Source organism: Ruegeria sp. HKCCA0235A (assembly GCF_013033235.1).
Lineage (GTDB): Bacteria > Pseudomonadota > Alphaproteobacteria > Rhodobacterales > Rhodobacteraceae > Ruegeria.
This window is the reverse complement of record NZ_WQDQ01000007.1, coordinates 170,599-192,786: the sequence shown is the minus strand read 5'-3', so window position 1 is coordinate 192,786 and position 22,188 is coordinate 170,599. Positions and strand designations below refer to the sequence as shown.

General features: G+C 60.1%; 26 protein-coding genes. 12 read left to right on the top strand and 14 right to left on the bottom strand.

The annotated features are described in order from the left end of the window. Positions 1 to 190: 190 nt before the first annotated feature. From GOW56_RS13905 to GOW56_RS13895, 3 genes are read left to right on the top strand one after another with little or no spacing between them, the layout of a single operon-like run. A complete protein-coding gene (locus GOW56_RS13905) occupies positions 191 to 1,033 on the top strand; it encodes a DMT family transporter (protein ID WP_171206262.1) in 843 nt (280 codons plus the stop codon). 38 nt (positions 1,034 to 1,071) lie between these two features. Next, complete coding sequence (locus GOW56_RS13900) at positions 1,072 to 1,845, top strand: alpha/beta fold hydrolase (RefSeq protein ID WP_171206261.1); 774 nt, start codon at positions 1,072 to 1,074, stop codon at positions 1,843 to 1,845. Continuing rightward, positions 1,842 to 2,993, top strand: a complete 1,152-nt coding sequence (locus tag GOW56_RS13895) for an alpha-D-ribose 1-methylphosphonate 5-triphosphate diphosphatase (RefSeq protein ID WP_171206260.1) — start codon at positions 1,842 to 1,844, stop codon at positions 2,991 to 2,993. The genes GOW56_RS13900 and GOW56_RS13895 overlap by 4 nt, the downstream gene beginning before the upstream one ends. Positions 2,994 to 3,060: 67 nt before the next feature. Here GOW56_RS13895 and GOW56_RS13890 read toward each other — a convergent pair whose 3' ends face one another. From GOW56_RS13890 to GOW56_RS13875, 4 genes are all read right to left on the bottom strand, one after another. Next, the gene (locus GOW56_RS13890) at positions 3,061 to 4,128 is read right to left on the bottom strand and encodes a 5-(carboxyamino)imidazole ribonucleotide synthase (RefSeq protein WP_171206259.1); all 1,068 of its coding nucleotides are present in this window, start codon (positions 4,126 to 4,128) and stop codon (positions 3,061 to 3,063) included. A gap of 2 nt (positions 4,129 to 4,130) precedes the next feature. Continuing rightward, positions 4,131 to 4,886, bottom strand: coding sequence for an NAD(P)-binding domain-containing protein (locus GOW56_RS13885; RefSeq protein WP_171206258.1), 756 nt, complete (start codon positions 4,884 to 4,886; stop codon positions 4,131 to 4,133). Continuing rightward, positions 4,883 to 5,368 carry a 5-(carboxyamino)imidazole ribonucleotide mutase gene (gene purE / locus GOW56_RS13880; protein WP_152458987.1) on the bottom strand — a complete coding sequence of 162 codons (486 nt, stop codon included), beginning with the start codon at positions 5,366 to 5,368 and terminating at the stop codon, positions 4,883 to 4,885. Before purE ends, GOW56_RS13885 begins: the two co-directional genes overlap by 4 nt. Before the next feature lie 76 nt (positions 5,369 to 5,444). After that, the gene (locus GOW56_RS13875; protein WP_152458986.1) at positions 5,445 to 5,669 is read right to left on the bottom strand and encodes a YdcH family protein; all 225 of its coding nucleotides are present in this window, start codon (positions 5,667 to 5,669) and stop codon (positions 5,445 to 5,447) included. 163 nt (positions 5,670 to 5,832) lie between these two features. On the opposite strand from GOW56_RS13875, the gene GOW56_RS13870 reads away from it, so the two are divergent. The 3 genes from GOW56_RS13870 to GOW56_RS13860 all read left to right on the top strand — a co-directional run bounded on the left by GOW56_RS13870 (position 5,833) and on the right by GOW56_RS13860 (position 7,451). Beyond that, a complete protein-coding gene (locus GOW56_RS13870) occupies positions 5,833 to 6,246 on the top strand; it encodes an Hsp20 family protein (RefSeq protein WP_058275530.1) in 414 nt (137 codons plus the stop codon). Positions 6,247 to 6,251: 5 nt separating this feature from the next. Then, positions 6,252 to 6,476 (top strand): DUF1150 family protein, encoded by a 225-nt coding sequence (locus tag GOW56_RS13865; RefSeq protein WP_152458985.1) that lies wholly within the window; start codon positions 6,252 to 6,254, stop codon positions 6,474 to 6,476. Between the two features lie 84 nt (positions 6,477 to 6,560). Next, entirely contained in the window at positions 6,561 to 7,451 is an 891-nt protein-coding gene (locus GOW56_RS13860) for a PhzF family phenazine biosynthesis protein (protein WP_171206257.1), read from the top strand. A gap of 50 nt (positions 7,452 to 7,501) precedes the next feature. On the opposite strand, the gene GOW56_RS13855 is transcribed toward GOW56_RS13860, so the two are convergent. The 4 genes from GOW56_RS13855 to trxB all read right to left on the bottom strand — a co-directional run bounded on the left by GOW56_RS13855 (position 7,502) and on the right by trxB (position 13,232). Further along, complete coding sequence (locus GOW56_RS13855; RefSeq protein WP_171118768.1) at positions 7,502 to 8,338, bottom strand: hypothetical protein; 837 nt, start codon at positions 8,336 to 8,338, stop codon at positions 7,502 to 7,504. Positions 8,339 to 8,465: 127 nt separating this feature from the next. Beyond that, on the bottom strand, positions 8,466 to 10,187 hold the full coding sequence (locus GOW56_RS13850) for a bifunctional sulfate adenylyltransferase/adenylylsulfate kinase (RefSeq protein WP_152458982.1): 1,722 nt from the start codon (positions 10,185 to 10,187) through the stop codon (positions 8,466 to 8,468). Positions 10,188 to 10,383: 196 nt separating this feature from the next. Next, on the bottom strand, positions 10,384 to 12,075 hold the full coding sequence (locus GOW56_RS13845) for an adenylate/guanylate cyclase domain-containing protein (protein ID WP_171206256.1): 1,692 nt from the start codon (positions 12,073 to 12,075) through the stop codon (positions 10,384 to 10,386). 215 nt (positions 12,076 to 12,290) lie between these two features. After that, complete coding sequence (gene trxB / locus GOW56_RS13840; protein ID WP_152458980.1) at positions 12,291 to 13,232, bottom strand: thioredoxin-disulfide reductase; 942 nt, start codon at positions 13,230 to 13,232, stop codon at positions 12,291 to 12,293. A gap of 227 nt (positions 13,233 to 13,459) precedes the next feature. On the opposite strand from trxB, the gene GOW56_RS13835 reads away from it, so the two are divergent. Then, on the top strand, positions 13,460 to 13,960 hold the full coding sequence (locus GOW56_RS13835) for an Lrp/AsnC family transcriptional regulator (RefSeq protein ID WP_171206255.1): 501 nt from the start codon (positions 13,460 to 13,462) through the stop codon (positions 13,958 to 13,960). A gap of 119 nt (positions 13,961 to 14,079) precedes the next feature. Here the strand turns inward: GOW56_RS13835 and GOW56_RS13830 are convergent, their stop codons facing one another. The 5 genes from GOW56_RS13830 to lgt all read right to left on the bottom strand — a co-directional run bounded on the left by GOW56_RS13830 (position 14,080) and on the right by lgt (position 18,299). After that, positions 14,080 to 14,862, bottom strand: a complete 783-nt coding sequence (locus GOW56_RS13830) for a Hint domain-containing protein (RefSeq protein WP_171118763.1) — start codon at positions 14,860 to 14,862, stop codon at positions 14,080 to 14,082. A gap of 334 nt (positions 14,863 to 15,196) precedes the next feature. Further along, positions 15,197 to 15,325: a hypothetical protein gene (locus tag GOW56_RS22020; RefSeq protein ID WP_256367481.1), complete on the bottom strand. Its 129-nt coding sequence runs from the start codon at positions 15,323 to 15,325 to the stop codon at positions 15,197 to 15,199. 267 nt (positions 15,326 to 15,592) lie between these two features. Further along, positions 15,593 to 16,351, bottom strand: coding sequence for a peptidoglycan editing factor PgeF (gene pgeF / locus GOW56_RS13825; RefSeq protein WP_171168904.1), 759 nt, complete (start codon positions 16,349 to 16,351; stop codon positions 15,593 to 15,595). Continuing rightward, entirely contained in the window at positions 16,348 to 17,415 is a 1,068-nt protein-coding gene (locus GOW56_RS13820) for a class I SAM-dependent methyltransferase (protein ID WP_171206254.1), read from the bottom strand. Before GOW56_RS13820 ends, pgeF begins: the two co-directional genes overlap by 4 nt. Then, positions 17,412 to 18,299, bottom strand: coding sequence for a prolipoprotein diacylglyceryl transferase (gene lgt / locus GOW56_RS13815; protein WP_171206253.1), 888 nt, complete (start codon positions 18,297 to 18,299; stop codon positions 17,412 to 17,414). The genes GOW56_RS13820 and lgt overlap by 4 nt, the downstream gene beginning before the upstream one ends. Before the next feature lie 97 nt (positions 18,300 to 18,396). Here lgt and GOW56_RS13810 point away from each other — a divergent pair, with 97 nt between their 5' ends. The 5 genes from GOW56_RS13810 to GOW56_RS13790 all read left to right on the top strand — a co-directional run bounded on the left by GOW56_RS13810 (position 18,397) and on the right by GOW56_RS13790 (position 21,603). Further along, the gene (locus tag GOW56_RS13810) at positions 18,397 to 18,645 is read left to right on the top strand and encodes an accessory factor UbiK family protein (protein ID WP_171206252.1); all 249 of its coding nucleotides are present in this window, start codon (positions 18,397 to 18,399) and stop codon (positions 18,643 to 18,645) included. A 321-nt stretch (positions 18,646 to 18,966) separates the two neighbouring features. Continuing rightward, positions 18,967 to 19,467 (top strand): YbjN domain-containing protein, encoded by a 501-nt coding sequence (locus tag GOW56_RS13805; protein WP_152458973.1) that lies wholly within the window; start codon positions 18,967 to 18,969, stop codon positions 19,465 to 19,467. 39 nt (positions 19,468 to 19,506) lie between these two features. Next, positions 19,507 to 20,322 carry a pyrroline-5-carboxylate reductase gene (proC, locus tag GOW56_RS13800; RefSeq protein WP_171118754.1) on the top strand — a complete coding sequence of 272 codons (816 nt, stop codon included), beginning with the start codon at positions 19,507 to 19,509 and terminating at the stop codon, positions 20,320 to 20,322. After that, positions 20,315 to 20,653: a tRNA-binding protein gene (locus GOW56_RS13795; RefSeq protein ID WP_117867910.1), complete on the top strand. Its 339-nt coding sequence runs from the start codon at positions 20,315 to 20,317 to the stop codon at positions 20,651 to 20,653. The genes proC and GOW56_RS13795 overlap by 8 nt, the downstream gene beginning before the upstream one ends. Continuing rightward, positions 20,653 to 21,603, top strand: coding sequence for a D-glycerate dehydrogenase (locus tag GOW56_RS13790; RefSeq protein ID WP_171206251.1), 951 nt, complete (start codon positions 20,653 to 20,655; stop codon positions 21,601 to 21,603). Before GOW56_RS13795 ends, GOW56_RS13790 begins: the two co-directional genes overlap by 1 nt. On the opposite strand, the gene GOW56_RS13785 is transcribed toward GOW56_RS13790, so the two are convergent. Next, positions 21,600 to 22,178: a thymidine kinase gene (locus GOW56_RS13785; protein ID WP_171206250.1), complete on the bottom strand. Its 579-nt coding sequence runs from the start codon at positions 22,176 to 22,178 to the stop codon at positions 21,600 to 21,602. The two genes, GOW56_RS13790 and GOW56_RS13785, sit on opposite strands and share 4 nt — an antisense overlap. Positions 22,179 to 22,188 lie beyond the last annotated feature (10 nt).

The following is a 22,188-nucleotide window of genomic DNA, read 5'->3' as shown; positions in this document are numbered from 1 at the left end:
ATCGCCAAGCTGCCGAGAGGGGAGCATTGGAGCTTGAGAACGGGGTCGCCTTCGGGCGGCCCCGTTTTGTGTTGACAGTTCTGTTTTCAAGGCGTGTTTAGACGCTGCTTTGTCCGGCGCCGGATGTCTGTTCCCACAACCTTCGCGAAAGTGAGTGTGCAAATCCCGCCCGAACGGTTATGCGGATGGCATGAGATTGTTTTTGCTCACCGCCCTGACCATGTGTGCCTTTGCGGCGAACTCCATTCTGAACCGGCTGGCCATCGACAGCGGAGCCAGCGATCCAACCGGATTTGCCATCGTTCGGGTTTTGGCGGGGGCCGTGGTCCTGGCCGCTCTTGTGCTGGCACGCGGAGGGCGCCTTCCGCTGCGCAATCGAAGGCGGATCATTGGCGCGGGGTCGTTGACGCTCTACATGATCGGATTTTCAATCGCCTACCTGACGCTGGATGCAGGCTTGGGTGCATTGATTCTGTTCGGCGTGGTGCAAATTACGATGTTTTCTGTCGGCGCATTGACGGGCGCGACTCCGACCGCCCGGCAGGTGGCGGGGGCAGGGGTTGCGCTTGCAGGTCTTGCCTACGTGCTGTGGCCGACTGGCGCCGTTCAAGTCGACTTGGCTGGCGCGGCTCTGATGGCCGCCGCCGGTATTGGTTGGGCCCTTTACTCGATAGCGGGTCGATCAGAAACAAACCCGCTGGAGGGAACGGCCGCCAATTTCATTGTCGCTTTGCCGGTGACTGCCCTGGCGATGCTTGCCGGCGGCAGCATCTGGCAGATGAGCGGGGCGGGATATCTGCTGGCCGTCCTGTCCGGCGCGGTAACATCCGGGCTTGGTTATGCTTTGTGGTACCGTGTTTTGCCTCAACTGGCCCCGTCCGTGGCGGCTGTCGTTCAACTCAGCGTGCCAGTGATCGCAATTCTCGGCGGTGTCGCCTTTCTGGGCGAGATTGCCGGAGTGCGGCTGATCATCGGCGCCACGCTTGTTTTGGGCGGTATCGCGCTGGCCGTGCTGCGACGTCACCGGGGCTAGGGCTTTTATCAAAGGCTGATAGGCTTTATCTGGCGGTTATGAAACTTTTGATTGCCTTGCTCTTCTGCCTCGTTCCTGCCGCAGCCAGTGCGAAATGCGTGATCCTTCTGCACGGTCTCGCGCGCACCGAGGCCTCGTTCACCGTGATGGAGCAGCTGTTCAAGGCGCATGACTATACCGTTGTGCGCCACGGGTATCCATCGACCGAAATCGGTATTCCGGAACTGGCAAGGCAAACCATACCGGACGCGCTTGCGGCATGTGGCGATGACAAAGCCAATGTCGTTGCGCATTCCATGGGCGGTATCCTGTTGCGCTATTGGCTCAAGGACCATCGGCCCGAAAACCTGGGTCGTGTCGTCATGCTCGGCCCGCCCAATCAGGGCAGCCAGTTGGTCGATGAGCTGAGCGCATGGGAAGTGTTCGGGTATCTGAACGGCCCGGCGGGCCTGCAATTGGGCACAGGTCCTGAAGGCATTCCGCGCCGCCTGCCGCCGGTGGATTTTGAGCTGGGGGTGATCGCGGGTGAGAATTCGCTCAACCCGCTGTTTTCATCGCTGATCGACGGGCCGGATGACGGTAAGGTTTCGGTTGAAACCACCAAGGTCGAAGGGATGAAGGATCATCTTGTTCTGCCGGTGACCCACACCTTCATGATGAACAACCCGCGCGTTATGGCACAGGCGCTGCATTTCATCGAATTCGGCCAATTCGATCGGCAGATCACCTGGCTGGACGGCGTGATGGAGATAATCGACGAGATCTGCATCGGGCAGGATTGCTCGGAACCTGACTCGGAGCCCACACGATGACCTCTCTGGATCTGACTTTGACCGGCGCAGAGGTTCTTTTGCCGGGGGATGGTCTGTCGCGCTGCGATCTCTCGATGGCGGAGGGCGTCATTCAGCAAGATCGGACCGGGCGCAGGGTTGACCTGACCGGTTATCTTGTCCTGCCCGGTATCGTCGACCTGCACGGGGACGGGTTCGAACGCCACATCGCCCCGCGCCGGGGCGCAATGAAGCAAATGAGCGAAGGCATTCTGGCAGCCGAAGCCGAACTGGCCGCCAATGGCATCACCACCGCCGTTCTGGCCCAGTTCTACAGCTGGGAAGGTGGCGTGCGTGGCCCCGAGTTTGCCGCGCAGGTGTTTCGGGCCATCGCTGCGGTCAAGGACAGCGCCGTCACGGATCTGATCCCACAATTGCGGTTCGAGACCAACATGCTGGAGGATTACGAGGGTCTGGCCCATCGCATCGCCGAATGGCAGGTGCCCTATGTGGTGTTCAATGATCACCTGCCGCATGATCGTTTGGCGCAGGGCAAAAAGCCGCCGCGCCTGACCGGGCAGGCGTTGAAGGCCGGACGCAATCCGGATGCGCATTTTGAGATGCTGCTCAATATGCATGCCCGTAGGAACGAGGTTCCCGCTGCCGTCGAAGCACTCAGCGCCGAACTTGTCTCAATGGGGGTGCGTTTGGGCAGCCATGATGACGCGACCGCCGAGACAAGGGCATGGTGGCGCGACCGGGGTGTGCGCATTGCCGAATTCCCCGAAACGCTTGAAGCCGCCGAAGCCGCGCGTTCCGCCGGGGATCACGTTATCCTCGGCTCTCCCAACGTTGTGCGGGGCGGATCACACAAGGGGAACGCAAGCGCCGTCGAACTGATCGCCATGGGGCTCTGTGATGCGTTGGCCTCGGATTATCACTATCCCAGCCCGCGCCGCGCGGCGTTGATGCTGGCCAAAACCGGTCTGCTGGATCTGGCCGGTGCCTGGGCGCTGGTCTCGTCCGGCCCCGCGCGGGTGCTGGACATGCAGGACAGGGGCACGCTCGTGCCGGGAAAACGCGCGGATCTGGTCATCCTGGACGCGGGCACCCATCGCGTTGCAGCCACCTTGGCCGGTGGGCGCGTCAGTTACATGTCAGGCGACATCGCCGCCCGGTTTCTGGGTTAGGCCCCGAAAAACCTTTATCTTTTCCCAAATTCTCTCGCCGAAGGCGTCGCGCGCAGGCGCGACAGCCTCAACGTTTGATGCGGTTGAAATGCCCCATCTTGCGCCCGGCCTTTACCTCGGCCTTGCCATAGAGATGCAGCGCCACATCCCGCTCGCGGGCCAGCTCGGGTACACGGTCCATGTCGTCGCCGATCAGGTTCTCCATCACGACGTCGGAATGGCGCTGCCCGTCCCCCAAAGGCCACCCCGCCACGGCGCGGATATGCTGTTCGAACTGATCGACAGCACAGCCGTTCTGCGTCCAGTGCCCCGAATTGTGAACCCGCGGAGCGATTTCATTCACGATCAGGCCACCGGGCGTCACGAACAGCTCAACGCCCATCACACCAACATATTCGAGAGCGTTCAGGATGTTCGCCGCCAGCAGGATTGCGTCTGTGCGCTGGGCCGGGGACAGGCGGGCAGGGATGGTGGTGGTGCGCAGGATGCCATCGCGGTGCACATTCTCACCCGGATCGAAACAGGCGACCTGACCGTCCAGACCACGGGCCGCGATGATCGACACCTCGTGCGAGAATTCCACAAACCCTTCCAGAATGGCTGGTGCCCCGGCCATATCGGCCAGAGCGGCCTCGGCATCCTCAGGCTTGCGCAGCCGGGCCTGCCCTTTGCCGTCATAGCCGAAGCGACGGGTTTTCAGGATGGCGGGTGTCCCGATCTGTTCGATCGCCGTATTCAGGCTGTTCAGGTCGGCGATATCCGCAAACGGGGCCGTCTTCAGGCCCAGCTCTTGCAGAAACGTCTTCTCGGTCAACCTGTCCTGGCTGACCCGCAATGCTTCGCGCCCGGGGCGGATCGGGCGGTGCGCTTCCAGAATGTCCAGCGCTTCGGTCGGGATGTTTTCGAACTCATAGGTGATGACATCCACCGCGTCAGCAAAGGCTTTCAGCGCATCTGCATCGTCATAGGTCGCAGTGGTGACGCGATCCGCAACCTGCCCCGCCGGTGGGTTCGCACCCGGCTCATAGATATGGCTGACAAAACCCAGCCTGGCGGCTGCCACGGACAGCATCCGGCCCAGCTGACCGCCCCCCAGAATCCCGATCACTGCACCTTGGGCGAGCATTTCCGCCATCTTCAACTCTCCAAACGTTTGCCAATTGCCCCAAGCGCGGACCGCAGCGCCTCGTGCGCGCCCCCGTCTTTCAGGGCGTCCGTCATTTGCAGGCTCAGCGTGCCCTCGGTCGCCAGGGCGTCACGCTCCTGCGCCAACCGTCCGGCGGCGCCTTTTTCCATCGAGGCCAGAAAACCCGCCATCAACTGCGTTGTATAGAACTCGGCCCCGTGCGCATCACCGGTTGCGTCACCCAGCCATTCGGCACCGGTGGCCATCAGGTCCAGAATGCCGGGAACCATGGCACAAATGGCGAAATGCGCGTTCAGCGCGGCTTCATCCGCAACCTTGACCACGGGGTTCTCGGGCTCAAACAGATCCGCCAGCAGGCGATCATTGCCAAAAGCCGCCATCGGGCAACCGCCGGTTTCCAGAAAGCCCAGCGGGATGGTCTGCACGAAATCCGACGCCGGCGCGCAAAGCGCGGCCAGGTGCTCGGCCGAAACCGCCGCCATGACCGACACGATCTGCTGATCGGCGCGGAATGTCAGCGGGTCCAGAACCTCGGCCGCGATATGCGGGCGCAGGCACAGGAACACGATGTCCGAGGTGTCAATCACGGCCTGAGGCGCAGCGACGGTTGCACCCAGTTCCGCCTTCAAGGCGGCTGAAACCTTGGCATTGCGCTCGGTTACGCTGATCTGGTGCCCCTTGGCGGCCATCAGCCGCGCAATCGGCGCGGCGATATGGCCGGTGCCGATAAATCCGATCCGGCTCATCCCTGCGGTTCCTGGGGGATCGAGGCTGACAACGCGTCACGCCAGCTGTCCAGCCTTTCGGCCAAAGCATCATCCTGCAATGCAAGAATGCCCGCCGCCATCAGGCCGGCATTGGCCCCGCCGGCGGACCCGATCGCCATGGTCGCCACCGGAAACCCCTTGGGCATCTGCACGATGGAATACAGCGAATCCACGCCCGACAAGGCTCGGGTCTGCACCGGGACGCCAATCACAGGCACCCGCGTTTTCGACGCCATCATGCCCGGAAGGTGCGCTGCCCCGCCCGCACCTGCAATGATCACCTGCAACCCACGCGAAACGGCGGTCTTACCATAGTCCCACAGCCGGTCCGGCGTGCGGTGGGCCGATACGATGCGCGCTTCGTAGGCGACGCCCAGTTCGTCCAGAATATCCGCGGCTTCCTTCATCGTGGGCCAGTCCGACTGGCTGCCCATGATGATCCCTACTTTCACATCGCTCATCCGCATACGTCCCCGCGCTCAGAAAGAGCGCGCACTATAGCCAAATCCGGTTGACTGGCAATGCGGTACAGGGCGTTCAGGCGATGATATCGGGCGTCAGGCGGTCTTCGATCAGGCGGATGATGTCTTTCAGGCGCAGTTTCTCTTTTTTCAGGCGCCGCAAGGTCAGTTGATCGGCCGTTCCCTTGTCATGCAATGCCTGAATCGCCTCATCCAGATCGCGGTGCTGTCGGCGGAATACCTCAAGCTCAACACGCAATACTTCATCTGTTTTCATCGAAAGATCGGTAGGCGCGTTCATTGGCGACTCGAGTTGGTTGTGGTGCTTGGCCAACAAGATAGTGTGTCAGACGTTATCGCGCCAGACCTTGTGGACATCCTGGTTTCTTCCCATATTCTATTGCAGGCGGTTGCCAGAACGGGGCCGCACACCACGTCGCTTTTACAAAGAAGGACGAAAATACGTGTCGAAACTTACTCTTGGCTCATACCCGCATCTTTTGGGGTTCGAGCAGTTGGAACGCCTTCTGGAACGGTCTGCAAAGGCCGGAAATGAGGGATACCCGCCCTATAACATCGAACAGACCTCGGATTTTTCCTATCGGATCACTCTTGCAGTGGCCGGGTTTGCCGAAGAGGATCTGTCAATCACGATCGAGGATCGCCAGTTGGTAATCCGGGGCCGTCAGCGCGACGACAGCGAGGGGCGCATCTTCCTGCATCGCGGCATTGCGGCGCGTCAGTTCCAGCGCATGTTCGTGTTGGCCGATGGCGTCGAAGTGGGCGAGGCGATCATGGAAAACGGTCTGCTGCATGTGGATCTGACCCGCGCCGTGCCGGAAACCGTGGTTCAGACGATCAACATACGGAAGGGGTAAGAGCAATGAATACACCGATTGAAATCAACACCCAGGGCAACCGTATTGTCTATGTCAAAACGGTTGAAGTATCTGAATTGCCTCGGGAAGTTCGTGAACAGGCCGGCGATCTGGATCAGCTTTACGCCGTCCACGATTCCGACGGGCAGCAACTGGCGCTGGTCGCTGACCGCAAGCTGGCCTTCGTGCTGGCGCGCGAACATGACCTGTCTCCGGTGGCGGTTCACTAGGCGGCCTGAAACACTGCTGAAAAGACGTGACATTTTCTGCCTATGCAGTGATCGTGCCATGAATGCTAAAGCAGGAGTGGCATCATGGGCTGGTTTGACTTTGACTGGGTGGACGCCTTCAGTGATCGCGCCTTCGGTGGCAACGGATGTGCCGTCGTCCATGAAGGTGCGCGCCTGACGCAAGAGGTCTGCATGGCCTATGTGCGCGAAACCTCTCTGGTCGAATGCACCTTTACCGGGCCGTCCGACGTGGCCGACATCCGCGTCCGCTACTTTCTGGCCAGCCGCGAAATTCCCTTTGCGGGGCATCCGACTATCGCCACCGTCGCGGCGATGCGATCCCGTGGCATGATCTTGGGCGACGGGCTGACGCTGGAAACCGGTGCCGGCCTGGTGTCGATCCGTTTGCAGGGGGATCAGATCGAAATGACTCAGGTCGCACCGCAATTCGGTACGCGCGTTCCCGCGGAACTGGTGGCGGCAGCGGTCAGTCTGCCACCGGAAGCCATCATTTCTCCGCCTCAAATGGTTTCGACCGGCTTGCCGTTCTGTATCACCGTCCTGCGGGATCATGCGGCCTTGCGGGCCGCTCAACTGGTTGAAGGCCCGTTGCGCAAAGTGGCTGAAACTGCGGGGTATTCCGGCTCGGACATGGCCGAGCCGTTTCTTGTCACGCTGCAAGGGGCAACTGATGAGGGGGATACGTTTTCGCGCCTTCTCATGGCACCGCCCAGCCCGCCCGAAGATCCGTTTACCGGGTCTGCCACCGGTGCGATGGCCGCCTATTTGTGGATACATGGCTTGATGCAAAAGGAAAGCTTCATCGCCCAGCAGGGTCACGATATGGGCCGCCCCGGGAAGGCCATCGTCACGCGTGTCGGCCCGTCTGATGCGATGACGGGCATCAAGGTTTCTGGTCAAGGGCATATCCTGATGCGCGGGCAGGTCGACCTTCCGGAAACGCCGATAAACTAGGCGGGCGTTGACCTAGGGCTGACCGCGAAACCCTGGCCGGATGCGACGGGCTACATCCAGGCCAACCGCAGAATCGGGGCCGTACTTGGTTCGATCCCGTGTCGTTTACACAACCTGTCCAGATATGACCCTGAAACCGGCAGCCCGGCCATCCGGTTGGCCATCAGTTTCTTCTGATGGCCGTAGATGTGTACCGAATGCACGGCTTCGGTTTCGATTTCGTTCGTCGCGATGCGCGGATCGTGGAGCTTCCACAATTCCTCCTGGGCCAGCGGATAAAAGGTTTCAGCAGCCATGGCATGGCGGTCCTCTGCCGTCCGGCGCAGGAAATGGCCAAAGGCTTTGGGCCCCGAACTGGCCCAGGGCAGGGCTTCGATGCCCCAGCGTTCCCCTCTGGCGGTTCGTTCCCGATTGTGGCGCTGCAATCTGCGTCCACGCCAGGGTTGGGACGGGTTAGACGACATGACAAATTCCAGCATCTGTTCCAGGGTCGCCGATCTTGTGGGCAGGCGCAGCACACCAGTTGGGAAGTCACCCCGCCTGGAGCGACCGAACACGAAATCCGTCGAAAATTCAAACGCCCGTACGCAATAGGCATCCAGATCGACCCAGATCATCTCGCCTTGCCGCATCAGGTGCAGCCGGAAAATATCCGAGAAGACGGCAACGCCCTGTCTGTCTTCGGCCTTGACCACAAAAGGCGGCGGCCAGAAAACGTCGCTGGCAGGGCGGGTTTCGACGCCTGCCGGAATGCCTTTTACCTCGTGCGCGACATACAGGACGAAGCGGTGGCCGTGATCCAGAAAGGATTGAAGGCAGAGTTGCTCCAACCAACTCAGATCGGATCCAAACCAGAAACTGGCAATGGTCGGAGACCTGTTCGTCATCTCAGTTTCACACCCGCCTTGAGGTCCTGAAAACCATCAGGACCAGCGGCAATTGTCAATCGAAGACCAAAAAAAGGAACGGCCCCAGGAATGACCGGAGGCCGCCAAACAAAGTCTGATGAGACCGTTATCCGTTTGCTGCGATCAGGCCCATGCTTTCCAGTTTCAGCAGCACCTGATGGGCGCAGTTGTCGACCTCGACATTTTCGGTTTCGACCCGCAGCTCGGGGTTTTCCGGAACATCGTAAGGGTCCGAGATGCCGGTGAACTCCTTGATCTTGCCCTCGCGCGCAAGCTTGTACAGACCCTTGCGATCGCGGCGTTCGCATTCCTCGATGCTGGTGGCCACATGCACCTCGCAGAAGGCACCGAACTGCTCGATCTCTTCCCGGACGGCGCGGCGCGTGGTGGCATAGGGCGCAATCGGGGCGCAGATGGCGATGCCGCCGTTCTTGGTGATCTCGGACGCCACATATCCGATGCGGCGGATGTTCAGGTCGCGGTGTTCCTTCGAGAAGCCCAGTTCCGAGCTGAGATTCTTGCGCACGATGTCGCCATCCAGCAGCGTCACCGGGCGGTCGCCCATCTCCATCAGCTTGACCATCAGCGCGTTTGCGATGGTCGACTTGCCCGAGCCCGAAAAGCCGGTGAAGAAGACGGTGAAACCCTGCTTGGAGCGCGGCGGGAAGCGGCGGCGCAGTTCCTCGACCACCTCGGGAAACGAGAACCATTCGGGGATTTCCAGCCCTTCACGCAGGCGGCGGCGCAGTTCGGTACCCGAGATGTTCAGGATCGTGACGTTGTCCTTGTCGAGAATCTCATCATTCGGTTCGTACTGGGCGCGTTCCTGCACATAGACCATGTGCTTGAAGTCCACCATTTCAACGCCGATTTCGTCCTGAAACTGTCGGAACAGATCCTGCGCGTCATAGGGGCCGTAGAAATCCTCACCCTTGCTGTTCTTGCCGGGGCCTGCGTGGTCGCGGCCGACGATGAAGTGGGTGCAGCCGTGGTTGGCGCGGATCAGGCCGTGCCAGACGGCCTCGCGCGGGCCAGCCATGCGCATGGCCAGATTCAACAAGCTCATAGAGGTGGTCGAGGCGGGGTACTTGTCCAGCACCGCCTCGTAACAGCGCACGCGGGTAAAATGATCGACGTCGCCCGGTTTGGTCATGCCCACGACCGGGTGGATCAGCAGGTTGGCCTGTGCCTCTTTGGCGGCGCGGAAGGTCAGCTCCTGATGCGCGCGGTGCAGCGGGTTGCGGGTCTGGAAGGCCACGATGCGGCGCCAGCCCAGCTTGCGGAAATAGGCGCGCAATTCATTCGGCGTGTCGCGACGCCCACGAAAATCGTAATGCACGGGTTGTTGGATTCCGACCACCGGTCCGCCCAGATAGACCTTGCCGGCCACGTTGTGCAGATAGTTCACCGCCGGGTGGGCATCGTCATCGGCGCCAAAGACCTTCTCTGCCTCGCGTGACTTGTCCGGAGTCCAGCGGTCGGTCACGGTCATGGTGCCCAAGATCACGCCTTCCTGATCGCGCAGAGCGATATCCTGCCCAAGTTCGATCTGATCCGCGAAGTCTTCGCTGACATCCAATGTGATGGGCATTGGCCAAAGCGTTCCATCGGCCAGGCGCATATTCTCGACCACATTGTCGTAATCCGCTTCGCTCAGAAATCCCTTGAGCGGGTTGAACCCGCCATTCATCAGAAGTTCCAGGTCGCAGATCTGACGCGGGCTCAGATCCCAGCTGGTCAGGTCGGCCGCTTCCACCTTCAGCTTCTGCGCCGAATCGTATGACACATACAGTTCGGGGATCGGGGCCAGATTGCTTAACATCGTCATTGGAATTCTCTTGTCGCAGTGTTGATTTGCCAGTGGATATCAGGCGGTTTCGAGGCGTTTGCACCGACTGACAGGCGAAGTCCACAGGCGTGAATGTAACAAAGGAGGATATGCGCCGAATATTTTTGAATTGGAAGGAATTTCTAATTCACGGGTCAAATCGATGATCTGATCCTTGCGATCATAGGTTATTGCTTCATGCAGAGAATTTCTGTTCCTGTTCTGTGGCGTTCTGCTCAAGTGTGGACGCACGGGTGACGGGCAGGGCGGGAATCGGTTCAGACACGCCGCGCAGCTGGAACAATCTGATATCGTTCTGGGGCACGACGACACCTGCGGCCTTCAGCAACTCTTGCGAGACCAGCAGTTCGACCTTCAGCGCCTTGGTTTCGCTTTCCAGACGACTGGCGACATTGACGGCGTCGCCGATTATGGTTTTCGATGCGTGGCCCGCGGCGCCGATCTCACCCACCACCAGATCCCCAAGATGCAGACCCATCCCGATGCGAATGCCGGGGCTTCCTTCGGCCTCGAGCTGTGCGTTGAATTCATCAAGGGCGTGACTGATGTCGATGGCGGCTTGCAATCCGGCACGGGCGGACGCCGCTGCATTCGGCTTTTCAAAAACGGCCAGCAGCCCGTCTCCCATATATTTGTCCACGACACCGCCTTCCTTGGTGATGGCTGGCACGACCGCATCGAAAAACCGGTTCAGCAGGAACACGATGTCATAAGGCAATTGGCCGGTCGTGCGCGCGGTAAAGCTGCGCATGTCCAGAAACAAAACAGCCAACTGACGTTCCTGACCCTGGCTGGCATGTCCGCGTATGCGCCCGCCATCTGGCCTGAAAACCCGAAAAACGGTGGTGGGTTCCGTTGGGCGTATCTGGCAGGCCAGTCGCGTCTGCGGCGAGGCGCCCACAGCGGCAAGGCTGCGTGCTTCGACGTCGCCGGGCGGCGGCAGGGCGTCGCTGCCATCCTCTACGATGACCCGGCATGTGGTGCAGCGCCCCTTTCCACCGCACAGGGCGGCGTGCGGCACGCCGTTCACCTGCGAAATCTCAAGCAACGTCATGCCTTTTTCTGCGACCACCTCGGGCCCTTTGGCGTAATTCACGCGCACCGAATGCCTGCGCCGCCACAGTTTGCGCCCGATGTAAACCAGACCCGTCGCCCCCAGAGCCAGCCAGAAGATCAAAAGGCCATAGTCTTTTACACTGAACAGGGTCTGGAAGGTCTCGGGCGATGGCCAATTGTAGTGCTCGATATATTGCTCGCGCAGGAATTCATCAGCAAAGTCGGCCCATATGCGTCGACCTTCGGTCAGCAATCCAGCCAGCGCGAAAAACGGCACGAAAACCGCAACGCCGATTAGATAGGGCACGACCCGCGGCCACCACCGGGTCAGCCGCAACCACATATGCAAACCGATGCAGCCGTGTATCCAAACGATCAGCAACAAGGCGCTTTGCATCCATACGGCAATACTGGGCCACATCAAAATGATGATATATCCCATCTCGTCATTGACGTCATAGACTTCGTGCGCGACCCGCGTCTGCACGATGTGCGAGATCAATTGCAGCGGAATCAGCAAGCCCAGAACGACCTGCAACGCCGTGCTGAAGGGCATGCGCAGGGTTCTGCGTTGCGCGATCGATGTCAGGGCCAGACCTGCATGCGTGAACAGGGCAGCATAGAAAAGCACGCTCATGACATCGTGGCGGGTGACGGCCTTTCGACCGTCCTGCATCCCGTGCAGGTAATCCGTGTGAAACAGGCCCAAGCCAATATTTATGAAGTGAAAGAACGCGAACACAAACAACACAAGACCACTGACGATCCTGAGTCGGGTTGACCACCCGCCGCGCCAAAGAGCGTTGTTCAAATGTTCACCTGTTTTTCGCTTTTCCCTCGGCAATCCTGATACGCCGCCGGCTGGGGGTCAAGGGATTGGCGGTCGGCATCGGCTGCCGTTCAGTGATTGCAGCGCTGCGTATGCTGTGCAGTGCCCCCTTAAACCCCGGGGGCACTGTACTGAAAGGGCTGACGGCCTTCGGATCTGAACTCACCGGGGCAGCCCCGCAACATTCAGAACGCGCGTTATTCGTTTTCCGCCAGGAACCGTTCGGCATCCAATGCCGCCATGCAGCCCATACCGGCGCTTGTGACCGCCTGACGATAGACGTGATCGGTCAGATCGCCCGCTGCGAACACGCCCGGAACCGAGGTTTCCGTGCTGCCCGGTTTGGTGACGACATAGCCACCCATATGCGTTTCAAGCGTGTCCTTGACCAGCTCGTTCGCGGGCGCGTGGCCGATGGCAACAAACACGCCTTTACAGGGGATTTCTGTGATCTCTCCGGTTTTGACATGTTTGACGCGAACGCCCTCGACTCCCAGCGGCGCGTCGGTACCGATCACTTCGTCCAACTCGTGGAACCACAGAGGCTCGATTTTGTCGTTCTTCATCAGCCGATCTTGCAGAATCTTTTCCGCGCGCAGCTCATCGCGGCGATGGATCAGAGTCACCTTGCTGGCGAAATTGGTCAGGAACAGGGCCTCTTCCACGGCCGTATTGCCGCCGCCGATCACCACGATTTCCTGTCCGCGATAGAAGAACCCGTCGCAGGTGGCGCAGGCTGAAACGCCAAAGCCCTTGAACTTTTCTTCCGACGGCAGGCCCAGCCACTTGGCGCGCGCGCCGGTCGCCAGAATGACGGCGTCCGCCGTGTAGGTAGTGCCGCTGTCGCCCTTGGCGGTGAAGGGGCGCTGGCTGAGGTCCAGATCGTTGATGATGTCGCCGATCACTTCGCAACCCATGGCCTTGGCATGATCCTGCATCCGTACCATCAGGTCCGGGCCCTGTACCTCGGTGTCGCCGGGCCAGTTCTCGACCTCGGTCGTTGTCGTCAGCTGGCCGCCGGGCTCGATACCCTGCACCAGGATGGGTTCCAGCATGGCGCGGCTTGCGTAAACGCCCGCAGTGTATCCTGCTGGCCCCGATCCGATGATCAGAACCTTGGTGTGTCGTGTGTCGGCCATGGTAACTCCGCTCGAATTGCCTGAATTGGGCTTTCAGCCCGTCGCCCCGATATAGCGACCGACAGACCCGGCTTAAAGCCCCTTACTGTTCAAGGCCGTTCAAGCCACCTTGCGCAGGGTCAGGGCGAAATGAGAGATTTGAAAACAAAGAAAATTGCGCATGTACGAAACATTATTGCGCGCGCGTGGGGGGCTGATATAAGAACCGCAATAATCAGGAGCATTTGATGGTCACGACTCGGCTGGATGATATCGACCGCAAAATTCTGGCGGAACTACAGGCAGACGGTCGTATGACCAATGTGGAACTTGCCAAACGGGTCGGAATTTCGGCGCCGCCCTGTCTGCGCCGGGTGCGCACACTGGAAGAAACCGGCTATATCACCGGTTACCACGCCGAGGTGAATTCTCGTGAGTTGGGATTCGAAGTGCAGGTGTTCGCCATGGTCGGTCTTGACAGTCAGGCCGAGACCGAACTGCGCGCGTTCGAAGAACGCTGCCGCGAATGGCCGCTTGTCCGTGAATGCCACATGCTGAACGGCGAGGTGGACTTCATCCTGAAATGCGTCGCACCCGATCTAAGCAGTTTTCAGCAGTTTCTGACCGGTGAACTGCTGACCACGCCAAACGTGGCCAGCGTCAAGACTTCGCTTGTTATCCGCGGCGCAAAAGACGAACCAGGCGTGCCGTTCGACGTTCTGGAAGAACGAATGAACCGGACGGCGTAACCCCCAGACGTTTTGCAGGTGCGGTGTTCGGTGGCAGCATGGCAGCCACCGCCAAGGATAGAATCCAACTTAGTAACAGCTGCATGATGCCCCCCATAATGCAGTAATCGCTATCGTACTCAGGCTGTCATCGCGTCGATTTCTCCGTCCCCGGCACGCGGCATCAGCGGCGGACCAAAATCGTTGAGCGACTCGATATGCGCAAACAGGTTCAGATAAACCGACCGCAACGAGTGGCTGATCATCCGGACCGCGTTCACACCTGGGTGATACGTTTCGAACTGTAAACCATCTACCCGAATAACGGAATGCCGTTTCAGACAAATGTGAAACAGTTCAACTGGCGTCGGCGGCATTGTTTCAATCACGCCCGTTCCATCCTGAAATTCGGATACAGGTGTCAGAATCGGGTCATTTCCGTACAAATGCCGTAAATGTGTCGGTGTGCCCACGATCCGTGCCGCAGGCCCGGCGATTACACCCGACATCGGTTTTTGCATCCCGAATGTATCTGCCGTGACGCGCGTAAGCGGCCGCGTGCGGCCCCGCGAATCCGGACGTCCCGGGATCAGAGTGACAGATCCCTTCCAAAGCACGGTTTCCGACGCGCCATCCTGCGTCAGGACAGTATCCCCCGGCATCAGGTCTTCGATGGCCATGGGCCCATGTTCCGTTTCAACCAGCGATCCGCGCGTGAAGGCACAAAAAGCGTCTTCGAACATTGGCAGAGCGGGCGCGATGTGTCTGGTTTGAACCACGTTTCCGTTTTTCAACAGGCTGCTGACTTCATATCGGCGCAGCTGAGCCTTTGGTTTCGCAACCGGCCGCGGTGCTTCCCGCAGCATGGCTGTCGTTTCGATCGCATTTCTGGCCGCGCGGGCCAGTGAACTAGGAATAGTCATAAATATTCCTTCCCCTCAAATTGTCCGGTCAGGCGCGGCGTATCCCCGTACAGGCCAACCTGGCGAACTGGTTCTTTGTCTTGAAACAAATGGTTGACCCTTGGGCGGCGGTCGGTCGGACCCCGCATTGCGACAAAATCTCGCTTTCCAATGGTCAACACATTGACCCCCCAGACAAACTCGTACTTCACGGGCGAAAATTGCCCGCACACACACAACTCCTGAATCCGTCTCGACCCCCTCAGATCGCGACGCACCACACATCGGGCAGGAGCAAGCCCGAAGCGCGTTCACCCAATCGAGACCGGCAGCTTGGCCTCAGGGTGTTTCTGTCTCAGCGTCGTGCCGCGATGCGGCTGGCGACCCTGACAGAATGGCTTGATACCCGCTTCCACGGCATTTCCAGCTTCTGGCTCCGCGTGGCGGCAACCATGGCTTTGAGAAAGCGAGATTTGGTTTTCATTTTCTGGTCCTGCTCTGAACGGGTTTGTTTCCCGCATCCGTTATGAACCTTTTATGACGCACGTTTGCGGCATGGATAAGGCTTATCCGGGATGTTTTGCAGACAAGAAATTTATAGTCGGTCCATCCTTCCACTCAACACGCCAGCGTCCGAAACAAGGACGTCAGAAGACCATCTGATAGCTGGCAAAACTCGTTACGATTCTGAGTCCGGTAAACACAACAAATGTGGCGGAAAAGTGGCGCGACGCCTAAATCTGGGCCAAAATCACAATCTTATGACCGAGATCAACCGCCCGTAATCGGCCTCGTTTGCATGTGTTGTGCGGCGGTAGGAATAGAACCGGTCCGGGTCGGAATATGTGCAGTGCCGGGTCCATTCCGCCTGCCCGACACCGGCCTGCCGCAATCGGTGCAAGCCAAAGGCGGGCAGGTCGAATTGCAGCCGGTCATCCTGTCCGTTTGCAAAGAACCGGGTGTTGTCTGGAGAATCGGCGATAAATGCGTCCAGAAACTCGGGGCCCACCTCGTAGGCGCGTTGCGAAATGCTGGGGCCGATGACGGCGTTGACATTCCGGCGTGTTGCGCCAAGCGCTTCCATGGCGTCCAGCGTCGCCTCCAGCACACCGTCAAGCGCGCCGCGCCAGCCCGCATGGGCTGCTCCGATCACATTGGCCGCGGGATCGGCAAACAGAACTGGCTGACAATCTGCCGTCAGAATCGTCAGCGCCAGACCGGGTGTCGCCGTCACGACCGCGTCCGCGCGCGGTTTTTCACCTTCCAGAGGCTGTTCAACCGTCAGAACTGTTGGGGAATGAACTTGATGCACGCCGATCATCGCCTCGGGCGCGACGCCCATCGCATCGGCAACCCGCCGGCGGTTCAGCGCGACAATTTCGGTTTGATCTGACGATCCATAACCGCAATTCAACCCGTCGAAGATACCAGAGGACGCCCCGCCGCGACGGGTGAAGAACCCGTGCCGAAATGGGGAAAGCAAGTCCGAAGTCAGAATTTCCAGTGTCATGGCTCTAATCCCGGCGGTGGTGCAGCATAGGCCGGATAGAGGCCCATCACCTTGAACAGATTTCCCATTTCGGCCGGATGCGTCAACCGGCGATGCGCGGCAGCCAGGGCATCCAGCCCGGAACCGCTCAGCGACCGGGACAAAGCCTGTGCCCGGGCGGTTATGCCAAGCCGTTCCAGAAACACGCCCTGCGGTGTCAGGCGTGTGTGCCTGGCTCCACAAGCGCGGGTCGCAATGGCCAGTGGCTCAAAATCCACATGTGCCGTCAGGTCGGCCTGACCGGGTGACGCCAGCGGATCGGCGGGCTCGTGGTTTTGCAGGGCTTGCAGCGTATCACCCAACGAATGCCAGTCGCCATAATCGACAATCAGCGCGGCACCTCCGTGGCTGGCGATCCGACCGGCAATCACGGTCAGAATGGGGATCGCTGCGGCGCATAGCTCGACCAGATCACCATCCTTGGTGTCCGAAAGCCTGTCCGCCAGCGCCACCTGCGGCCCGTTGGGCCCTCGCCCAAACAGCAATTCGCCGTCGCGCTCGCCGACCAGGCGTTCACTCCAGCCGTCACCGTCGCGCAGGAACTGCCGGACAGGCAGCGCGTCGAAGAACTCGTTCGCCGCCAGCAGCAGTGGCTGGTCCGGCAACTCTGCGACACTGTCGGCCCAGTTCGGTGTGTAATCCTTCAGGGTGTCCGCCTGCACCTGCCTCAGGGCAGGCGAGGCCTCGACCAGCACAATCCGGGCAGCATCGTGAAATCCCTGCACGGTTCGGGTGGCACGCAATATATCGCTCATCAGAGTGCCGCGCCCGGGCCCCAATTCGCACAGGGTGAATGGCGCGGGACGGCCCTGATCCATCCAGCATTGCGCAAGGCACAGCCCGATCAGTTCGCCAAACATCTGGCTGATTTCCGGTGCCGTGGTGAAATCCCCGGCAGCCCCCAGCGGATTGCGCGTTGTATAATAGCCCAGCGTGGGATGCAGAAGGCATTCGGCCATGTAGTCGGCCACGCTCATCGGTCCATCCTGTCGGATGCGGGCGATCAGGTGATCGGTCAGGCTCATTTTGCCCGCCCTGCGCGAAAGACAAACCACAGGCCAAGCGCGATCATGGGCAATGACAGGATCTGGCCCATGGTCAGGCCATATCCGCCCACATGCCATGCAAGCCCCAGCGGATTGCCGGGCGACACGAACTGCGCATCCGGCTGGCGGAAGAATTCAACAATAAAGCGCGATGCGCCGTAACCGGCCAGAAACGTGCCCATGATCAGGCCGGGTTTCTGAAAGGCCCCCCGGCGATAGACCAGCCACAGCAACAACGCACCCAGCAACACGCCTTCCAGCGCCGCTTCGTACAGCTGCGAGGGGTGCCGGGCGCACATTCCCGCAACCACGCCGGGGCAGTCCTGCGCGGCAAAACCGGGAAAGATGACGGCCCAGGGCAGCTCGCTCGGGCGGCCCCACAGCTCGGCATTGACGAAATTGGCAAGCCGCCCCAACAGCAGGCCGGGTGGCACGGTGTAGGCAACCAGGTCGCCCAGCGACAGGGCGGGGATCTGATGGCGGCGGGCAAACAGGTACGAGGCTAGGATCACGCCCAGCAGCCCCCCATGAAACGCCATGCCGCCTTGCCAGACCTTCACGATCTCAAGCGGATACGACAGGTAATAGCCGGGTTGGTAAAACAGCACGAAGCCAAGCCGCCCGCCCAAGATCACGCCCAGAATGATCCAGGTGACCAGATCCTCCAGTTGGTTCGGTTTCATCGGCGGGCCGTCCGCAGGCCACAGGGCAGGGCGGCGCAACGCCACGACTGCCAGCCGCCACGCAATCAGGATGCCCGCGATATAGGCCAGCGCATACCACCTCAACGCGAACTCCATCCCGAACAGCGAGATCGAGAACAATTCGGGCGACAGATCGGGGAAATTCAGAACAGCCTGCATGTGCGTCTCATTGCCCGGGGTTTGCAGGGCAAGTCAACCTTGAGCCTGCGGCATTCTTTCCCCATATAGAGATCAACCGCGATACCGGAGTAGTGATATGCAAACCCGCAACAAGATACTGGACGACATGTCCCAGCTGATGACCAACGCCATGGGTGTCGCGCAGGGCGCGCGGGAAGAGGCCGAGAACGCGATGAAGTCGATGATCGACCGCTGGCTGGCCGACCGTGATTTCGTCACCCGCGAAGAATTCGACGCCGTCCGCGCCATGGCCCAGAAAGCGCGCGAAGATAACGCCGCACTCGAAGCCCGCATTGCCGCGCTCGAGGCGAAACTGGACAAGTAACGCCGCGGGCGTTCCCTGATTTCACAGTTTTGGACAAACTCTGACGCCGCGCAATCCGATCGGGATTGTGCGGTGCCGTGCATTCTGACGCATTGCGGGATTTAATCAAGACAAAGCTGACCTGGCAGCCAATATTTTGATCCCCGTTGCCTTCTGTCCACAACTTATTGCTGTTATCCCCAACAAATAGGGTTGCCAGAACCTACGCCACATCGCACCATATTTAGTACAGGCCTATGGGGGAAGCCCGGTTTGTAGAGCAGGCAACTAGCGCTGGGGCGCTGCCAGCCCCAAAATGCTAGAGATTAGTGAGGTGGCATTATGGCCCTTTCCGAGCAGTATCTCGAAGAAGACATTCATCCGATCGACATTGTTGAACATCTGGCCGAACATCACGACTGGGATTTTGACCGCATTGGGGACGATCAGATCGCCATGGCTGTCGAAGGCCAGTGGCGGACCTATTCAATCACTCTGGCCTGGTCCAACTATGACGAAACGCTGCGGATGGTGTGTTCGTTCGAAATGGAACCACCGGCCGAGCGGGAAATGCAGCTCTATGAGCTGCTCAACAAGATGAATGATCAGTGCTGGGCAGGTGCCTTTACCTATTGGGCGAACCAGAAGCTGATGGTGTACCGGTACGGGTTGGTCCTTGCCGGGGGGCAGACAGCCAGCGCCGAACAGATCGATACGATGATCACCGCTGCCGTCATGAGCGCGGAACGGTACTATCCGGCGATTCAACTGGTCACCTGGGGCAATCGAGAGCCAGAAGAAGCCATGCAAGTGGCCATTGCAGAGGCCTACGGCCGGGCGTAAAGCTTTGCCCCGAACCGACATGTAACTCGGGAGGGGCAAATGGACATGACGCGTGTGGCCGAACAGGGGCTTGTGCTTCTGGGGTGCGGAAAGATGGGGTCCGCAATGCTGGCGGGATGGCTGGAACACGGCCTCCCGCCAGCGTCCGTTTGGGTGATCGATCCGCACCCGTCCGACTGGCTGAAGGCGCAGGGCGTCAACATCAACACACCCTTGCCCGAAGCCCCTGCCGTGGTGTTGGTCGCGGTCAAGCCGCAGATGATGGGCGAGGCCTTGCCTGCCATTCAGGCGCTGGGCGGTGGCAGCACGCTGTTTGTTTCGGTCGCGGCGGGCACCTCGATTGCCACGTTCGAATCCGTTCTGGGCAGCGATACGCCGATCATTCGCGCCATGCCCAACACCCCCGCCGCCATCCGTCAGGGCATCACCGCGCTGATCGGCAACAGCCACGCCTCGGCCGAGGATCTGGCTCTGGCCGAAAATCTGCTGTCGGCGGTGGGTGAGACGGTTCGTCTTGAAGATGAGGCGCAGATGGATGCGGTCACTGGCCTCAGCGGATCCGGTCCTGCCTATGTGTTCCATCTGATTGAAACGCTTGCCAAAGCCGGCGAGGCGCAGGGCTTGCCGCATGACCTTGCGATGAAACTGGCCAAATCGACGGTGGCCGGGGCCGGCGCACTGGCGATGGCCGCTGACGAGGATCCGTCTCAACTGCGGATCAATGTAACATCGCCGAACGGCACGACCCAGGCCGCGCTTGAGGTGCTGATGCATGAAGAACGCGGCTTCCCTGACTTGCTGCACCGCGCCGTCAAGGCCGCAACCGACCGATCCAAGGAGCTGTCACGTGAGTGAGATTTCTTTCGACGATTTTCTCAAGGTCGATATCCGCGTGGGCGAGGTGATACGCGCCGAACCCTATCCCGAAGCCCGCAAACCCGCGATCAAGATGTGGATCGACTTTGGTGATGAGATCGGCGAGCGCAAGACGTCGGCCCAGATCACCGCGCACTATGATCCGTCGACCTTGGTGGGCAAACAGGTCATGGCCGTGGTCAATTTCCCCCCTCGCCAGATCGGCAGATTCATGTCCGAAGTTCTGGTGCTGGGTCTGCCCGATGAAAACGGCGAGATTGTTCTGATCGGTCCCGACGGCCGAGTTCCGACAGGCGGGCGGATGCATTGATGAAACTGTTGATCACACGCCCGATGACGCCGGCAGTCGAGGCCCGCGCCCGCGACGCGTTTGACGTGAAGATTCGAGACAATACGGCGCCCATGTCGCGGCAGGAAATGCTGTCGGCGCTGACGGATTTCGACGTGGTCGTGCCCACGCTGGGTGATCAGTTTTCGGCTCGGATATTTGCGGATGCAGGCGCGCCTCGGTGCAAGCTTCTGGCCAATTTCGGCGTCGGCTACAATCACATCGATGTCGAGGCCGCGCGCGCAGCCTCGGTCGAGGTGACCAACACGCCCGGCGCAGTCACTGACGCCACGGCGGATATCGCCATGACCCTGTTGTTGAGCACGGCCCGACGCGCGGGCGAAGGCGAACGGCTGGTCCGCGCGGGCCAATGGCAAGGCTGGCATCCCACGCAGATGCTGGGTCATCATGTAACGGGCAAACGCGTCGGTATCGTCGGGATGGGCCGTATCGGGCAGGCCATCGCGCGCCGGTGCCATTTCGGTTTCGAAATGCAGGTTGCCTATCAATCCCGCAGCGCCAAGCAACTGGACTTTCCGGCCGAGTTCATACCTGACCTTGAATCACTCGCCGCGTCGGTCGATTTCCTTGTGCTCGCCGTTCCCGGCGGTGCCGAAACACGACACCTGATCGACGCGCAGGTTCTTCAGGCGATGAATCCTTCGGCCATTCTGGTCAATATCGCGCGAGGCGAGGTCGTGGACGAAGCGGCCCTTATCGCGGCGCTGCAATCGGGTCAGATTGCCGGGGCCGGACTGGATGTCTACGAGTTTGAACCCAAAGTGCCCCGGGCCCTTTGTGAAATGGAAAACGTCACCCTGCTGCCCCATCTGGGCACGGCCACCGAAGAGGTACGCAGCAGCATGGGGCACATGGCACTGGATAACGTGGCGGCCTTTGTGGCGGGCGAGGCGTTGCCCAACCCGGTCTAGTCGCCCACCGCCTCGCGCCAGTGTTTGCGGCAAAGCGAAACATAGGTCTCGTTGCCACCGATTTGCACCTGGGCGCCTTCGGTGATGGCGTTGCCGTTTTCGTCCTGACGTATCACCATCGTGGCCTTGCGTCCGCATTTGCATATGGTGCGGACTTCACGCATCTCATCGGCCAGGGCCAGCAGCGCGGCTGATCCGGGAAACAGCTTGCCCTGAAAATCCACCCGCAGCCCGTAGGCCAGCACCGGTACGTCCAGATCGTCGACGGCGCGCGCCAATTGCCAGACCTGCGCTTCGGACAGGAACTGGGCCTCATCGATGAACACGCAGGTTACGGGACCTTCGTTCAAACGATTTCGGATCATCGCAAAGACATCGTCGCCGGGCGTAAAGGTATCGGCCTCCTCCGAGATACCGATGCGTGATGCGATCCGTCCGGCACCCGCCCTTCCGTCAATGGCCGCAGTCATCAGGTAGGTCTGCATCCCGCGCTCGCGATAGTTGTGCGAGGCTTGCAGCAACACGGTCGATTTCCCCGCGTTCATGGTTGAATAGTTGAAGTACAGCTTTGCCATGACGCGGGTC

Excerpts from the sequence above, each read along its gene's own strand:
- GOW56_RS13790 (WP_171206251.1), top strand. The coding sequence starts at position 20,653 with ATGAAACTGTTGATCACACGCCCGATGACGCCGGCAGTCGAGGCCCGC.
- GOW56_RS13890 (WP_171206259.1), bottom strand. The coding sequence starts at position 4,128 with ATGGCGGAAATGCTCGCCCAAGGTGCAGTGATCGGGATTCTGGGGGGC.
- GOW56_RS13835 (WP_171206255.1), top strand. The coding sequence starts at position 13,460 with ATGGTCACGACTCGGCTGGATGATATCGACCGCAAAATTCTGGCGGAA.
- GOW56_RS13805 (WP_152458973.1), top strand. The coding sequence starts at position 18,967 with ATGGCCCTTTCCGAGCAGTATCTCGAAGAAGACATTCATCCGATCGAC.
- GOW56_RS13875 (WP_152458986.1), bottom strand. The coding sequence starts at position 5,669 with ATGAACGCGCCTACCGATCTTTCGATGAAAACAGATGAAGTATTGCGT.
- GOW56_RS13895 (WP_171206260.1), top strand. The coding sequence starts at position 1,842 with ATGACCTCTCTGGATCTGACTTTGACCGGCGCAGAGGTTCTTTTGCCG.
- GOW56_RS13865 (WP_152458985.1), top strand. The coding sequence starts at position 6,252 with ATGAATACACCGATTGAAATCAACACCCAGGGCAACCGTATTGTCTAT.
- GOW56_RS13830 (WP_171118763.1), bottom strand. The coding sequence starts at position 14,862 with ATGACTATTCCTAGTTCACTGGCCCGCGCGGCCAGAAATGCGATCGAA.
- GOW56_RS13855 (WP_171118768.1), bottom strand. The coding sequence starts at position 8,338 with ATGACGAACAGGTCTCCGACCATTGCCAGTTTCTGGTTTGGATCCGAT.
- proC (WP_171118754.1), top strand. The coding sequence starts at position 19,507 with ATGGACATGACGCGTGTGGCCGAACAGGGGCTTGTGCTTCTGGGGTGC.
- GOW56_RS13820 (WP_171206254.1), bottom strand. The coding sequence starts at position 17,415 with ATGAGCCTGACCGATCACCTGATCGCCCGCATCCGACAGGATGGACCG.
- GOW56_RS13785 (WP_171206250.1), bottom strand. The coding sequence starts at position 22,178 with ATGGCAAAGCTGTACTTCAACTATTCAACCATGAACGCGGGGAAATCG.
- GOW56_RS13810 (WP_171206252.1), top strand. The coding sequence starts at position 18,397 with ATGCAAACCCGCAACAAGATACTGGACGACATGTCCCAGCTGATGACC.
- GOW56_RS13850 (WP_152458982.1), bottom strand. The coding sequence starts at position 10,187 with ATGACGATGTTAAGCAATCTGGCCCCGATCCCCGAACTGTATGTGTCA.
- GOW56_RS13900 (WP_171206261.1), top strand. The coding sequence starts at position 1,072 with ATGAAACTTTTGATTGCCTTGCTCTTCTGCCTCGTTCCTGCCGCAGCC.
- pgeF (WP_171168904.1), bottom strand. The coding sequence starts at position 16,351 with ATGACACTGGAAATTCTGACTTCGGACTTGCTTTCCCCATTTCGGCAC.
- GOW56_RS13860 (WP_171206257.1), top strand. The coding sequence starts at position 6,561 with ATGGGCTGGTTTGACTTTGACTGGGTGGACGCCTTCAGTGATCGCGCC.
- GOW56_RS13905 (WP_171206262.1), top strand. The coding sequence starts at position 191 with ATGAGATTGTTTTTGCTCACCGCCCTGACCATGTGTGCCTTTGCGGCG.
- GOW56_RS22020 (WP_256367481.1), bottom strand. The coding sequence starts at position 15,325 with ATGAAAACCAAATCTCGCTTTCTCAAAGCCATGGTTGCCGCCACGCGG.
- GOW56_RS13885 (WP_171206258.1), bottom strand. The coding sequence starts at position 4,886 with ATGAGCCGGATCGGATTTATCGGCACCGGCCATATCGCCGCGCCGATT.
- trxB (WP_152458980.1), bottom strand. The coding sequence starts at position 13,232 with ATGGCCGACACACGACACACCAAGGTTCTGATCATCGGATCGGGGCCA.
- lgt (WP_171206253.1), bottom strand. The coding sequence starts at position 18,299 with ATGCAGGCTGTTCTGAATTTCCCCGATCTGTCGCCCGAATTGTTCTCG.
- purE (WP_152458987.1), bottom strand. The coding sequence starts at position 5,368 with ATGAGCGATGTGAAAGTAGGGATCATCATGGGCAGCCAGTCGGACTGG.